Origin of the sequence: Streptomyces sp. SolWspMP-5a-2 (assembly GCF_900091845.1) — a bacterium.
Taxonomy (GTDB): Bacteria; Actinomycetota; Actinomycetes; order Streptomycetales; family Streptomycetaceae; genus Streptomyces; species Streptomyces doudnae.
On sequence record NZ_FMCI01000364.1, the window covers coordinates 1 to 14,291 of the forward strand.

Consider the following 14,291-nt stretch of genomic DNA (forward strand, 5'->3'; position numbering starts at 1 on the left):
AAGCCGGTGCCCTCCTCGCCGATCATGCGGTCGGCCGGGACGCGGACGCCGTCGAGGTAGACCTCGCGGGTCGGGGAGCCCTTGATGCCGAGCTTCTTCTCCGGGGCACCGAAGGAGACGCCCTCGTCGTCCTCCTCCACCACGAACGCCGAGATGCCCTTGGAGCGCTTCGAGGGGTCGGTCACGGCCATCACCGTGTAGAAGCGCGACTCCCCCGCGTTGGTGATCCAGCGCTTCACGCCGTCCAGGACGTAGTGGTCGCCGTCACGGACGGCCCGCGTCTTCATCCCGGCGGCGTCCGAACCGGCGTCCGGCTCGGAGAGGCAGTAGGAGAACATGCCGTCGCCCTTGGCGAGCGGGGTCATGTACCGCTTCTTCAGCTCCTCGGAGCCGGAGAGGATCACCGGCAGCGAGCCCAGCTTGTTCACCGCCGGGATCAGCGAGGAACTCGCGCAGACCCGGGCCACCTCCTCGATGACGATCACCGTGGCGAGGGCGTCCGCGCCACCGCCGCCGTACTCCTCGGGGACGTGCACCGCGTGCAGGTCGTTCGCCACCAGGGCGTCGTGCGCCTCCTGCGGGAACCGGGCCTCCTCGTCCACCGCGGCGGCGAACGGCGCGATCTTCGCCTCGGCCAGCGCGCGGACGGCGTCACGGAGCATGTCGTGCTCCTCGGACGGGCGGTAAAGATCGACAGCAGGCATACAGCCTCCCTAGATGGCACTCAGTACCCTCATTATGCACATCGAGTGCCACACAGGGAGTGGCCCTGTACTTTTGTGCCATGACAGAGGCGCCAGACGACGCGAAGCACAACGGTCCGAGCGAGCCCGCCGGGCGGGAAACGCCCGGGAAGGCCCCGATCCGGGACCTCCTCGTGTCCGCTGCGTTCGAGCTCTTCACCGAGTACGGCTACGACGGCACGACCATCGACGACATCGTCCACCGAGCCGGCGTGGGCCGCCGCTCCTTCTTCCGGTACTTCCCCACCAAGGAAGAGGTCGTCTTCCCCGATCACGAGCGAGCGCTCGCCGAGATGATCGGCTTCCTGGAGGAGGGCGCCCAGGACCCGGACCCCGTCGGACGTGCCTGCGCAGCGGCCCGCCTGGTGATGCGGATGTACGCGGAGAAGGCCGAGTTCTCGGTGAAGCGCTATGCCCTCACCCGCAAGGTCCCGGCGCTCAAGACCCACGAGACGTCCGTGGTCAGGCGCTACGAACGAGCCCTCGCCTCCTATCTGAGGCGTCGGTTCGCCACCCTCCAGGACGGTGATCTCCGGGCCTGCACGATCGCCGCGAGCGTGGTGGCCGCGCACAACTACGGGCTCCGCGCCTGGCTGAGCTCCGGCGCCGGCGGGGACGCGAGCATCGTCGTCGACCAGGCCCTCGACCTCGTGCACCGCACCTGGGGCGACAAGGCGGAAACCATGATCATGGTCGCCAGGACGGATACCCCCGCCTGGCAGATCATTCAGCAGCTCGACACCCTCCGCGAGGGGGGCACAGGGTACCGATTCGCGTGAGGGAGGGAACTCAGTACCCTCTCATCCGGTCGCCGCTTTCCTGATGTTCTCGTCTCCGTCAGGTTGTCGGCGCGGTCCAGCCGGTGGCGCGGATCCACCCGGCCAGGTCCAGGGTGGCCGGCTCGATCGCGCGCACCACCGCGATGTCCGACGGGTTCTCCGTCGCCTCCGCGAACTGACGGAACATCGCCCTGTCGAGGTCACTGGGAAGCACGCTCAACGGGAGGGCCTCGTACCGTGCCGGGAGCCCGGCGCGCGCGCCGAACGCCGCGGCGATCCGGGGGCCCGTCAGCTCGTCGCCGACGAGTTCGACGGCTCCGCCGGGCGCCTCCGCGGTCCCGAGCAGGAGCGCGGCGGCGATCCGGCCGATGTCCCTGATCGAGATCATCTTCAGGGCGACGTCCTCCGGCAGCGGCAGCCTCAGCACGATCCGCCCCTGCTCCAGGGTCGGTGCCATCACCGTCGCGAAGTTCTCCATGAAGGCGCTCGCGCGGACCATCGTGGCCCGCAGGCCGGACCCCCTCAGACGCTCCTCGATCCAGTGCTTCGAGTCGTGGTGCGGCACACCCGTCTCCCGGTCCGCCCCGAAGACCGAGTTGAACACGGTGTGCGGGACGCCCGCCTCCACCGCCGCGTCGACGAGCGCGGTACCGATGCGGATCTCCGCCTCGACCTCTTCGAGACTGTTCGCCTCCGGGGTCATGAAGGAGAACCCCGCGACCGCCGTCAGCGCGGCGGCCAGTGACGCCGGGTCGTCGGCCCGGACCGCGGCCAGTTCTACACCGCGTGCGGCCAGCGCCTGCGCCCGGTCGGACCGCGGGTCGCGGACCAGAGCCCGCACCCGTGCCTCGCGGTCCAGCAGTGCGTCGACCACCGCTCCGCCCTGTCGCCCCGTCGCGCCGAAGACCGCGATCGTGCCGTTCGTCTGTGCGCTCATCGCGCCCACCCCTCACTAGTTCATGGCGTGAACCAAATTAGTTCACGGCATGAACATCGTCAAGATGGGGGCCGGTGGAACGTCAGGGCGTGGTGGGGCGGTTCGGGCCGGGTGGCGCGGAGAGGTCCGTGGTGTCGACGATGGCGGTCGCCGTACGCTCGAACGCGCGCTGGTCGTCGGCGTCGAGGTTCCTCGCGATCTCGGGGAGGCGCTTGGCGACCTCCGCGTAGACGGCCTCGGCGAGCACCTTCCCCTCGGGCGTCACGCTGAGCATGACCACCCGCCGGTCCTGCGCCGAGCCCGCCCGGACGACCAAGCCGCGCCGCGCGATGCGATCGACCAGCTGGCTCAACGCGTTCTTGGTCATGCCCAACGACGCGGCGAGGTCAGCCATCTGCCGCGGCTCGTCCCTGATCGCACAGAGCAGCGTGGCCTGCGAGGGCGTCAGATCGAACTCGGCACAGACCTGCGCGTACTTGCGCTGGATCACCACCGACAGCCAGAAAAGCTTGTCGCCATAGTCCATTCCGACCTCCCCGTCCGATGACGAACGATCAGCCTACTCGCCGCAGGTCGGCAGGCCATGCGGCCCGAGGCGCCGTCCCTCGTCCTGCCCCGGGGCCGGAACCGGCTGTCCGCCCCGCTCCCCCAGGAGGCGGAGGGCCCGTGCGCTTCCGGCACGCCCGCCCCGCCGGGTGACGTGATCCGAAGGAACGGACTGCCGCTTCAGCCGGTCCGGGCCTCGGAAGCGCTCGTGCAGGACGCGTCAGCGGGAACCCGCCCGATGTCGCCTCCGCGCACGTGGCCCCTCGGTCAGCGTGGTCCGACGTCCCGCGACTGGAGATCCTCCTGAGTCTCCCGGCGCACGAGGAGCCGTGCCCGGCCGCGGTCGACGGCGACGACCGGAGGCCGTCCGACGAGGTTGTACGCGGAGGCCATGGACGCCTGGTAGGCACCGGCGACCGGTACGGCGAGCAGGTCGCCCGGCCGTACGTCACCGGGCAGGGTGATGTCCGCGGCGAGGACGTCACCGGCCTCGCAGTGCCGGCCCACCACGGTGGCGGTGACCGCCTCCGCGACCGGCCTGCGGCCGATCAGGCGCGGCGCGTACCGGGCTCCGTACAGGGCGGGCCGCGGGTTGTCGCTCATGCCGCCGTCCACGGCGACGAAGAGCGTCCTCGCCGTGCGCTTGACGGCCAGCACCCGGTACAGCGCGACTCCCGCCGGGGCGGCGATGGCCCGCCCGGGTTCGACGGTGAGCCGCGGGACGGGCAGCCGGGCAGCGGCGCAGCTCGCGGTCAGTTCCTCGCGCACGCGGCGGGCCAGGGCGGTGAGGTCCAGCGCGGGATCTCCGGGCCGGTAGGGGACGCCATGACCGCCGCCCAGGTCGAGCTGGGTGAGCGTCACGCGGTGGGTGTCCCTGATCCGCGCCATCAGGCCGACCGTCCGCCGCACGGCGAGCAGGTACGGCTCGACCTCGGTGATCTGGGAGCCGATGTGGCAGTGGAGCCCCCTGAGCCGCAGCTGCGGCTGGCCCAGGACCCGGGCGACGGCGTGCTGGGCGGAGCCGTCCGTGATCGAGAGCCCGAACTTCTGGTCGTCGGTCCCGGTCCGGATCTTCTCGTGGCCGCCCGCCGCGACTCCGGGCACCACCCGCACCAGGACGTCCTGCCGTCCGTCCGGCCCCAGCAGGGCGGCGATCCGGGCGATCTCGGCGGGGCTGTCGACCACGATCCGTCCCACCCCGGCGGTCAGCGCGGTCTCGATGTCGGACGGGGACTTGGCGTTGCCGTGCAGGACGATCCGCTCCGGAGGGAATCCCGCGGAGAGGGCGAGCGAGAGCTCCCCGGCCGAGCAGACGTCGAGGCCGAGTCCCTCCTCCTCCACCCACCGCACCATCGCCCGGCACAGGAACGCCTTGGCGGCGTACAGCACCTCGGGGAACGCGGCACGGTAGGTACGGCAGCGGCTGCGGACCTCGCTCTCGTCCAGGACGTAGGCCGGAGTGCCGAACCGCTGGGCCAGCGTGGCGAGCGGGACCCCTCCGACGGTCAGATCCCCGTCGGGGCGCCGACCGGTGGACGCGGGCCAGACCGAGAGGTCGTCCGGCAGGACCGGCGCCGCGACGCGCGTCGGCGCGGTCACGCGGACATCTCCTCGGACGCCGCGAGCCGCGGCACGGGGGCTGGAAGCCGCTCGGCGCGCACCCGCGCCTCGGTGGCGACGGCGACGGTGGCGGGGGCCGAGAGCGTCGGGTCCACGGTGAGGCGGGTCACGCCCATCGGCCCGGTGAGCGCCCGGAGCGCCGTCTCCGCGAGCCTGATGCACGGTTGGCCCGCGCCCAGCGTCTGGGCAAGCCGCGCACGGGAGGTGAAGCCGACCGCGGTCCGCGCGCCCAGCGGGGTGCGGAACACCCGCAGCACGCTGTCGGCGCCCGTCACCCGCACGGGCACGTACAGCGGCCGAGCCGGGGTCCGTTCCTCGGGGTCGGGATCGTCGTCGTACCGGAAGAGACACATGGGGGTTCCTCTGCGTACGCGCCCCGGCCGGTCCGAAGCGCCTGACAGCGACGCTATGCCCGCTCCCGCCCTCGAAGTCCGGGTGCCTGACGCGACCTTGATGAGAAGCCGGGCCTTCATACGGATCACTGACGCCGCCGTCCGTACGGTCGCTGTTCCCTGGGCCTGGTGGACCAGTGGGCGTACTGGTCCACCAGGCCGCGTGCGTCTGCCGGGAAGCGCGGCAGGTTCACGATGCGCGGGGCCGCGGCACGAGGTCCGACCGGCGCCTCGGTCCGGTGAGGCCCAGGAGCGCCGCGCCCAGCGCGGCCAGGCCCGTCAATCCCGCGCAGGCCCGGGGAACGTCTTTGGCGGGGACCAGGTCCTCGCCGCCGACGGCCCGGACGGTCGGCAGCAGCGAGCCGACGAGCCTGCCGGAGAGTACGTGCTGCGGCGACGTCCTCCACAAAGTGGGTCGCGACCACGACGCAGGCGTTCTTCCCCCCCTTCCTGGAGCAACCGCCGCCAGCGCAGCCTCCGTGCCGGGTCCAGGCCGACGGTCGGAGCCGTGACGCCGTTCCACTTGCCTGGAGACCCGGGCCCCGGCGGGTGGCCGGGGCCCGGACGAACCTCGGCGCTCTCGCCAGACTCCTAGTTGGTGCCGGCGGCCAGCTCACTGAACAGCTTGTTCGCCGCCTCGGAGGTGAACTGGCGCTGGAGTTCGGCGCGCGCGATCTGCTTCTTGAACGCGCCCTCGTAGCCGTCGAGTCCCGCGTTGTGCATGATGTCGGTGATCCATGTCGCGAACGCCTGGTAGTTCCAGATGTGCGGCAGACAGCTCTCGGAGTAGCTGTCGAGGAGGCTGGAATCGTTCTTCTCGGCGTGACGGATCACCGCGCGGGCGAAGACCTCGGTGTCGTGCAGAGCGAGGTGTATGCCCTTGGCGCTCATCGGCGGCACGATGTGCGCGGCGTCGCCCAGGAGGAAGAGCCGACCGTGGCTCATCGGGGCGAACACCACGCTGCGCAGCGGAACCACCTGCTTGGACAGGATCTCACCGCGCGAGGCGGGAGTTCCGAAGCGGGCCTCCAGCGCGCTCCAGATGCGCTCGTCCGGCCACTGCTCAGGAGTGTCGTCGACCGCGCACTGCAGGTAGATGCGGCTGGCTCCGGGACCGCGGGGGATCATCCCGGCCAGGCCCAGTTCGTGGATCGCCATACCTGACGGCCTGGTCTCGGCGGCGGCCAGGACGCTCAGCCAGGAGTAGCCGTGCTCGTAGGCGTACTCGGTCAGCGCCGAGGCGGGGATGGAGCGGCGGGAGACGCCGTGGAAGCCGTCGCAGCCGGCGATGAAGTCGCACGCGATGGCTCGCGTCCCGCCCTCGGCGTCCCGGTGGCGCACCGAGGGGCGGCCCTCGGTGAGGTTTTCCAGGGTGACGTCCACGGCCTCGTAGCGCAGGTCACCGCCTTCGCGCAGGAAGACGTCGGTGAGGTTGCGCACCAGGACCTGCTGCGGACAGTACAGACTCTCGTTGCCGTCCTCGTCCATGGTGATCGGCATCGCGCGGCCGTCGATGTAGAAGCCGCCCTCGCTGTGCGGGATCGGGTCGCCCTCCAGGACTTCCTCAAGGCCCCACTCGCGGAACAGGCGCACTCCGAACGTGTCGATGGTTCCGGCGCGTTGGCGCTTCTCGACGTACGACCGGGCGTGCTTCTCCAGCACGACGCAGTCGATGCCGTTGCGGAGAAGGAAGTTGGCGAGTGTCAGGCCGGCGACGCCGGCCCCGATGATGACGACGGACGTGTCGTCGTGCGTGTCAGTCATGCGTGCGGGCCTTTCGTGATCCGTGCGGTGGTGGGCACGCCCCGGTGCGTGCCCGGCGGCGCCGTCCGGCAGGGTCGTGCACCGCTCGTTCTCCACTGTGGAAGGCGCACCGCGCCGTGGACCACCGGTAAGCGGACTCCCGGTACGGGAAACCCGCCAAGTCGGCTCGGTGCGCGATCGCCACCCGCGTGACCAGGTGAAAGAGGGGGATCAGGCGGGCGGGGACTGGCGCGCCCGGATGCGCAGGCCGGCCTGGTAGCGGCCGGGGGTCTGGCCGACGACCTCGGTGAAGGCGTCGATGAAGGTGGAGGGGTTGGACCAGCCGCACGCCACGGCCGTCTCCGTCACCGTCATCCCGTCCGTCAGGTGCGCCAGGGCATGGTGAATGCGCAGGGTGGTGCGCCAGCGATGAAAGCTCGTGCTCAGCTCGGTGTGGAACAGTCGGCTCAGCGTGCGCTCGCTGGCTCCCACCGCCCGGCCCAGCTCTGCCAGGGTCGACGTGCGGGCGGGATCCGCGCGCAGCAGGTCGGTGGCAGCGCGCAGCCGGTCGTCGCCCGCTTCGGGAAGGTGCAGGGAGGTCTCGGCCGCGTCGGCCAACTCGTCCACGACCACCGTGAGAAGACGCCGGTGGGCACCCGCTCGTCGTTCCGGTTCGTCGGTCAGCGCCAGCAGGGCCTCGCGCAGCAGCGGGCTCACGGCGAAGACACCGGGGTGGTCGACGAGTTCGGCGCAGAGGTCGAGCGGGACCGATACGAGCCGTGCGTCGGTCGGGCCGTAGAAACGGTGCGCGTGGGCGAAGCGCGGGGGTGTCCAGGTGATCCGGTCCGCCGGGGCGACCCAGGTGCCGCGCTCCGTCGTCGTGGCCAGGGCGCCGGCGGCGGCGTAGACCAACTGCCCCTGGACATGGCTGTGCGGATCGAGCTGAAAGCCGTGGGGCAGCCAGGCGCCGCCTCGCAGGATCCGATTCTCCGGATCGGCGGACGTCCAGGCAGGATGGCGGGCAGTCGGCATCAGGGGGCAGTTTACCGGCGTTCTGACACCGCGCGCTGCGCCGGTATCCGTCGTACGACCACGACCACGACGAGGGCGCGGTCCGGCCCCGGGGCATGGTGGCTCCGCTGCGGTATGGGCCGTGTCCGCCGGACGACTCCGGGACGGTAAGCGCCGTGTCCGCCGGGCGGCTCCAGGGCGGTACTCGCCGTGTCCGCCGGGCGACTCCGGGACGGTGCTCCGCGTCCGCCGGGGGAACGGTACGCCTGACGGAGCCGACCCCGGGGACAGCCGAGCCGTGGCTCCGCCGGGAGAAGCACGTCACGTCCGGTTTCGCGTGCTTCTCCCGTCGGGGACCGCGGCTGTGCTGCCGTCGGGGACCGCGGCTGTGCTCCCGTCCGGGTGGGGTGGGGTGCGCTGCCCGGCTCCGGACAGGGGAACCGGGCCCACCGCACCCCACCCCGGTGACTCAGCGCAGCGCCCGCCGGGCCGCGAGCACCAGGGCCACCGCCGTCAGCAGGATCAGGCCCGTCAGCGCGCCCGTCGCCGCCCACTGCATGGCGGTCAGGTGGGAGAAGGGCAGGTACTCGATCGACCAGCCGACCACCCCCTCACGCCGCAGGCAGGCCGCCCGGTCGGTGGCTTCCGTGCAGGTGCTCCAGCCGCGCAGTCCGCCGCCGCCCGTCAGGTAGGAGGTGTCGACCTCCAGGGCGCCCGCCGGGATGTGCGGGGCGTCGTCCTCGCCGAACCGGCCCCCGCCCGTGGTGCTGGTCACCGTGGGCGCGAAGAGCATCCGCGTCCGCGACCAGACGGTCTTCACCGCGATCAGGGCGGCGAACGTCGCCACCATCGCGGGCAGCGTGCGCCCGGTCAGGAGTCCGGCGGTCGCGCCGATCAGCAGGCCGAGCACGGCCAGTGCCACCGTGACCGGGCCCGTCGTGTCGAACCCGCCCGCTCCGGTGAAGTCGGCGTTCACGGCCATGTGGTGCACCAGCGGCGTCAGCAGCGCCTTCATGGCGATGCCGGTCGAGAGCGCCGCGACGGCGGCGAACCCGGCGGCCATGGCCAGCTTCGTCGCCACCCAGTTCCAGCGGCCGTACGACTGGACGCCCACGAACTTGGCGGTGCCGGTCTCCAGGTCACCGGCGAACAGCGGGGCTCCGACGAACACGCCGATGACCACCGGGAGTCCGGACAGCGCCAGGCCCAGCAGGTCGAGCCGCCGGTAGGCGGTGTCGAGGGCAGCGGCCGCCCCGGGAGACGCCTTCGCCCCCTCGACCGCCGCGACCGCGTCGCTCGCGTCCCGGGCCAGCCAGGCCAGGCCGGCCGTGGTGAGCACCGCCACCACGAGCAGCAGGAGGAACGCCGTCCGGTGCTGGCGCCACACCAGCCAGGTCATGCCCCTCGGACCGAACCCGCGCGCCCGCGACCCCGCGGCTGTCCGTCGGTCCGGGTGTCCGGGAGCGCCGCTGTCCGCCCCGGGAGTCCTTGTCGTCGCGCTCACTTGACCACCTCCCGGCCGGCGCCCGGAACATGGGAGTCGGGGCTGATGAGCGGGGCGGAGTCGCTCTGTTCCAGATAGGCGAGCACCACTTCCTCCAGGGTCGGCGCGATGGACTCCCAGACCTCGCCGACCGGCCCGCCGGGACGGATCAGCGCGGTGGTGTGGTGCCGGTCGCGGTGGGTCTCCACGACCGTGTGACCCTCCAGACCGGTGGGCAGCCCGCCGGGGCCGGTCGGCACCCGGTCGGTGGGCGCGGAGAGCCTGCGGTGGACGCTGATGATCTCGTCGACGTCACCGGCGAGCCGCAGCCCGCCCCCGGCGACGAGCAGCAAGTAGTCGCAGAGCGTGTCGAGTTCGGCCACGAGGTGGCTGGAGAGCAGGACCGTGATCCCGCGCTCGGCCACCTCGCCCAGCAGCGCGGCCACGGTCTGCCTGCGCACCAGCGGGTCCAGGTCGGCCAGCGGCTCGTCCAGCAGGACGAGGTCGGGGCGCTTGCCCAGCGCCACGGCGAGGGCGACCCGGGTGCGCTGCCCGCCGGACAGCCGCCCCACCCTGGCGTCCAGGTCGATGGAGCCCGCGCGCACGAAGTCCTCGGCGAGGTCCTGGTCCCAGCCCGGGTTCAGCTCCCGCCCGGCCCGCAGCGTCTCGGCGACCGTGAAGCGCGGGAACAGGGGCTTCTCCTGCGGCAGGAACGACACCCGCCGCCGTGCCGGGGTCCCGCCGGCGAGTTCCCCGAACACCCTGGCCTCACCGGCCGTCGCCCCGCGCAGACCGGCGATGATCTCCAGCATCGTCGTCTTGCCCGCGCCGTTCGGTCCCACGAGCCCGCACACCCGCCCGGCGGGGAGCCGGAACGTCGCGTCCCGCAGCACCCACCGGCGCCCGTAGCGGCGGCCGAGGCCGGTCACCTCGAGGGCCGTCCGCTCCCTGTTCTGTACGGCCGTGGCCGCTGTCGCCGCGCTCATGCCCGTCCCCCGTCCCGCTCGCCCGCCCGACGCACCGTCCGGTCGGCGTGGAGCGCCAGTTCGACCATGTCCCGCACGTCCTCCTCCACCAGGCCCGCGGCCAGTGCCCGTCCGATCCACTGCGCCAGTTCGGCGTAGAGCGGCGACTGGGCGGCGGGCTCGTGGCCGCGGTCGGCCGCGGGGGCGGCGATGAACGTGCCCACGCCCTGGCGCAGTTCGACCACACCGTCCCGGTCCAGCTCCCGGTACGCCTTGAGCGTGGTGTTCGGGTTGACCGCGCAGGTCTCGGCCACCTCGCGGGCGGTCGGCAACCGGTCGCCCGGCTTCAGCACCCCGGCCCTGACGGCCCGTTTGGTCTGCTCGACGATCTGCTGGTACGCCGCGACGCCACGGCGCCTCTCGATGTAGTAGCGCATCCACCCCACCGCTAGTCCACTAGTCAAGTAGCTGAATACTGGAGAGAGGGACACCCCGGTGTCAAGCGCGCCCGCGACGGCACCGCGGGACCCGGCCACACCGGCGAACTCGGGCGCGCGGCAGCGAGGTTGGACGTCGGACGGCGGACACCCCCGGTCCCGGCCGTCCCCGCCTCTGCAGCCGCCCGACGTTGCCCGCGGCCGATCACGTCGTTGTGCCCGGGAAGCCCTACCGGCCCACCGCGGAAGGAACACCATGCTCCAGGCATCCATCGACGAGACGCAGATCGACCCCGGGCACGTCTACCAGTGGCGGCTGACCTCCGCACACGCTCCCGGCGGCGAGGCCGACGCGGCACGCAAGGACACCGGCCTCAACCAGGTGAAGCACTTCGCCGTCGCCCAGCGCGCGTACGCCGAGGACCAGGGCATCCCTACGTACGTCGCGACGACGTTCGAACTGCCCGGCCCCCTCGACCTGGTGGCGCTCGAAGCCGCGCTGCTGCACTTCGTCCGGCGTCACGAGGTGCTGCGCTGCCTCTACTCGCCGCTCGCGGGCGGCCTCTTCGGTGAGGTCCTCGATCCGGACGCCGTCTCGCTCACCCGCACCGAGGTGGGACCGATCGACACCACCGACGACGTCCGCAAGTACCTGCACGACTTCTTCCAGGAAGTGGGGCCGCTGCACTGGCCGTTGATGGTCATGGGGGCCGTGGTCCGGGACGACTCGGCCACCGTGCACTTCTCCTGGGACCACCTCGTCACCGACGGCCTGTCGAACCCGCTCGCCGTCCGCGACATCGCCACCGCGTACACGGCCTACACCCGGGGCGAGGAGCCCCAACTGCCGCCCGCGGGGAGCTATCTCGACTTCGGGCGCCAGGAACGGCAGTCCAACGGCGCGCTCGGCGCCGACGACGAACGGCTCGACCACTGGAAGGGCTTCATCGCCCGCAACGGCGGCTTCTTCCCCCGCTTCCCGCTCGAACTGGGCACGGAGAGCGGCCGGTTCTACCCGGCCGTCCACGACACCGTGACGCTCCTGTCCGCGGCCGACACGGACCTGCTGGAGAGCCGGTGCCAGAAGGCGGGCGGAAAGCTGTTCATGGGGCTCCTGGCCGCGGTCGGCGTCTCTCTGAGGGCGCTGGGCGGGCCGGACGTCTACCGCGGTCTGATGCCGCTCAACGAACGAGGACGGGGCACCTACGCGCACTCCGTCGGCTGGTTCATCAACACCATGCCCATCGAGTTCCCGGTGCGCGCGGAGATGGACTTCCCCGAGGTCATCGGGCACGTCGAGGAAGCCGTGGCGCTGCAACGGCGGCACAGCGAGGTGCACTTCGTGAAGGCGTGGCAGCTGCTGGCACCGGAGGCGTACGCGTCGATGCACTACTGGCCGCACGCCGTGAACTTCTTCTCCTACAGCGACTTCCGCCGCTCCCCCGGTGCCGAGCACCACGCCTCCTGGCGCCCCCGGATGCACGTGTGGACGGCCCGCCACAACGGCATCTGCCTCTGGCTGCACCGCAACGACGCCGGACTCCACCTCAACACGGCCTATGTCGACACCGCCGAAGCCCGCCGCACCAAAGCGGACCTCACGGAAACGATTGCGCAGACCCTGTCCGGCGTGGCCCGGTCGGGCAGTTTCTGATCGACCGCTCCACGTCGGTGCGGGCCCGGCCGCCGCGCCCGGACAGCGGGGGCTCCCGCCTCGTCCACCGGGGCAGGAGGCACCGTGACGCCGAGGTCGCCGCCGCTCTACAGCCGTGCGCTGGCGCTGATGTGGTGGGCGAGGCCGACCCACCACAGGGACAGGTGCCGGGCGGGTGCGGCTCGGTCCCGTTCCTGCTCGACGAGCAGGGTGAGCAGCGGGAGTTGGCCCGCCATCGCGAAGCAGTAGACCAGTCGCCTGACCACCGCCTGCCGGTCGGCCTCGTCCGCCGCGGTCGTCACGGTCGTCACAGGGCCCGCGGGCGTCGCGGTCGTCGCGGTGTGGTGGGCGAAGAGGGCGCGCCAGTAGCCTTCGGGGCTGCGGCCGCCGATGTGGCTCAGCGCGTGGACGGCGGCCAGCGCCACACCCGGCGGGACGCCCCGCGCCAGGGTGAGGTGGGCGACGGTGTCCCGCTGCTCGGGTCCCCCGAGGACGCGCAGCGCGTGCAGCAGGGGTATCGCGCGGTGCTCCACCCGTGCCGTGGCGGGCCGGCGCAGTTCGGCCGCGCACGCGTCGGCCACCGCGGGGCCGAACGGGCTGGCCCGCACGAGCATCGCCGTGTACAGGCGGACGTCGGCCACCGGGTGGTGGAGGAGGTCGTCGAGGATGCCGCTGAAGACCGGGGCGGTCTGCGCGGGCACCTCGGCGGTGAGCCGCGAGAGGATGCGGCCGATGCCGACCGACGCGGCGGCGGGGTCCGCGAGCGAGCCGTGGAGCACGATCGCCCGTGCGGTGTCGTTGCGTCGGCCGACCGTGTCCAGGAGCCGCGCGAAGTGGGTCCGCGTGAGCGGGAGTTGGTGCAGGAGGACCGCGGCGGCCTCGGCGACCGCGGGTTTCGCTCCCGGTCCCGGGCGGCTCGTCAGCAGCGCGTCGGCCACCTCCACCAGGGTGCGGGTCTGCCGGGTGTCGAAGTGACGTCTGCGGGTCTTGCGGGCGCAGGCCAGCAGAGCCCCGTACCCGCTGTCCTGGTTCGTCGGGTCGGTGAGCTGGCGCAGGACCGCGCGCCCGGCGTCGGGGTGCGGGCTGCCGTCCAGCGCGCACACCGCTTCGATCAGACCGACGTGTCCGGGCTGTTCTCCCACGCCGGAGCAGACGGCTGCCGCCTCAGGGCCCCACCCCGGATCGGCCAGCAGCCGTCCCAGCGCCTCGAAACGCCGCATCCACGCCGTGCCGTCCGACACCAGCGTCTCTTCCAGCAACCGCCGGGCGACGGCGCTGCGGACCCGTCCCGGCATCACGCGTTCCGGCCCGTGCACGGCCGCGCGGCTGAGGGTGTCCCAGTCGTCGCCGGTGAGCACACCGCCGTCCAGCGCCCGGTCCAGGAGCGCTTCGAGACGGCCGCCCGGGGGCCGGGCCGTCGGCGGTCCGGTCTCGCCCCGCAGGAAGGCCGCCGCGGTGGCACCGCCCTCGTGCCGGGCGATGGTCTGGATCGGCGCGAGCAGCGCGTACGCGGGCAGGCCGAGCACGTCCTCGTACCGTCTGACGGCCTCCTGCGTGACCGGGACGCGGCCGGTCTCCCAGCGGGACAGCGAGCTGTGGCTCCTTCCGGCCGCGCCCCGGTAGCCGTCGTGGAAGGCGCGGGCGAAGCCGGGCAGGGGTCGCAGGGACGTACGGGCGGAGCAGAGCCGGTGGGTGCGCAGCAGCCAGCCCGCGCTCACCTGCCACGGCGTCCGCCGGACGGCCGCCGGGCCGACCGAGGCACTGCCTTCCACATGCCCCCCCCTGTACCACTACCGCGCTCTGTGCAACCACCGCGCCCTGTAGGCCCGTTCGCTCCACTCTGGTGGGGTTTTCCACTCCTCGGCGAGCCTCTTTCTGGCCACACAGTGGGCGATGACGCGACATACCATGTGGAGTCCGGTCATGGAAGCAGTTGTGCACGGGAGTCGGCGCGCGTGCACGGCCCGAACCGCGCGCCCCC

General features: G+C 72.4%; 13 protein-coding genes. 2 read left to right on the forward strand and 11 right to left on the reverse strand.

Annotated features, from left to right (window positions below; genetic code table 11):
* A partial coding sequence (locus GA0115242_RS36000) for an acyl-CoA dehydrogenase family protein (RefSeq protein WP_176729981.1) occupies window positions 1-704 on the reverse strand: 704 nt, incomplete at its 3' end.
* Between the two features lie 80 nt (window positions 705-784).
* Between GA0115242_RS36000 and GA0115242_RS36005 the strand changes: the two genes are divergently transcribed.
* Window positions 785-1,522 (forward strand): TetR family transcriptional regulator, encoded by a 738-nt coding sequence (locus GA0115242_RS36005; protein WP_161353452.1) that lies wholly within the window; start codon window positions 785-787, stop codon window positions 1,520-1,522.
* Between the two features lie 58 nt (window positions 1,523-1,580).
* Here the strand turns inward: GA0115242_RS36005 and GA0115242_RS36010 are convergent, their stop codons facing one another.
* The 9 genes from GA0115242_RS36010 to GA0115242_RS36055 form a co-directional block, all read right to left on the reverse strand.
* The gene (locus tag GA0115242_RS36010) at window positions 1,581-2,459 is read right to left on the reverse strand and encodes an NmrA/HSCARG family protein (RefSeq protein WP_093835885.1); all 879 of its coding nucleotides are present in this window, start codon (window positions 2,457-2,459) and stop codon (window positions 1,581-1,583) included.
* Window positions 2,460-2,541: 82 nt separating this feature from the next.
* Window positions 2,542-2,985, reverse strand: a complete 444-nt coding sequence (locus GA0115242_RS36015) for a MarR family winged helix-turn-helix transcriptional regulator (RefSeq protein WP_093835863.1) — start codon at window positions 2,983-2,985, stop codon at window positions 2,542-2,544.
* Between the two features lie 287 nt (window positions 2,986-3,272).
* Entirely contained in the window at window positions 3,273-4,604 is a 1,332-nt protein-coding gene (gene lysA / locus GA0115242_RS36020; RefSeq protein ID WP_093835864.1) for a diaminopimelate decarboxylase, read from the reverse strand.
* A complete protein-coding gene (locus GA0115242_RS36025) occupies window positions 4,601-4,978 on the reverse strand; it encodes an SAV_915 family protein (RefSeq protein ID WP_237549516.1) in 378 nt (125 codons plus the stop codon). Before GA0115242_RS36025 ends, lysA begins: the two co-directional genes overlap by 4 nt.
* Before the next feature lie 630 nt (window positions 4,979-5,608).
* Complete coding sequence (locus GA0115242_RS36035; protein WP_093835866.1) at window positions 5,609-6,781, reverse strand: 4-hydroxybenzoate 3-monooxygenase; 1,173 nt, start codon at window positions 6,779-6,781, stop codon at window positions 5,609-5,611.
* 210 nt (window positions 6,782-6,991) lie between these two features.
* Window positions 6,992-7,792, reverse strand: coding sequence for a helix-turn-helix domain-containing protein (locus GA0115242_RS36040; protein ID WP_093835867.1), 801 nt, complete (start codon window positions 7,790-7,792; stop codon window positions 6,992-6,994).
* A 448-nt stretch (window positions 7,793-8,240) separates the two neighbouring features.
* Window positions 8,241-9,170, reverse strand: a complete 930-nt coding sequence (locus tag GA0115242_RS36045; RefSeq protein WP_093835868.1) for an ABC transporter permease — start codon at window positions 9,168-9,170, stop codon at window positions 8,241-8,243.
* A 101-nt stretch (window positions 9,171-9,271) separates the two neighbouring features.
* The gene (locus GA0115242_RS36050) at window positions 9,272-10,240 is read right to left on the reverse strand and encodes an ABC transporter ATP-binding protein (RefSeq protein WP_093835869.1); all 969 of its coding nucleotides are present in this window, start codon (window positions 10,238-10,240) and stop codon (window positions 9,272-9,274) included.
* A complete protein-coding gene (locus GA0115242_RS36055) occupies window positions 10,237-10,665 on the reverse strand; it encodes a GntR family transcriptional regulator (RefSeq protein WP_093835870.1) in 429 nt (142 codons plus the stop codon). The genes GA0115242_RS36050 and GA0115242_RS36055 overlap by 4 nt, the downstream gene beginning before the upstream one ends.
* 247 nt (window positions 10,666-10,912) lie before the next feature.
* Here GA0115242_RS36055 and GA0115242_RS36060 point away from each other — a divergent pair, with 247 nt between their 5' ends.
* Entirely contained in the window at window positions 10,913-12,310 is a 1,398-nt protein-coding gene (locus tag GA0115242_RS36060; protein ID WP_093835871.1) for a condensation domain-containing protein, read from the forward strand.
* 107 nt (window positions 12,311-12,417) lie between these two features.
* Here the strand turns inward: GA0115242_RS36060 and GA0115242_RS36065 are convergent, their stop codons facing one another.
* On the reverse strand, window positions 12,418-14,082 hold the full coding sequence (locus GA0115242_RS36065; protein ID WP_141721884.1) for a helix-turn-helix domain-containing protein: 1,665 nt from the start codon (window positions 14,080-14,082) through the stop codon (window positions 12,418-12,420).
* Window positions 14,083-14,291 lie beyond the last annotated feature (209 nt).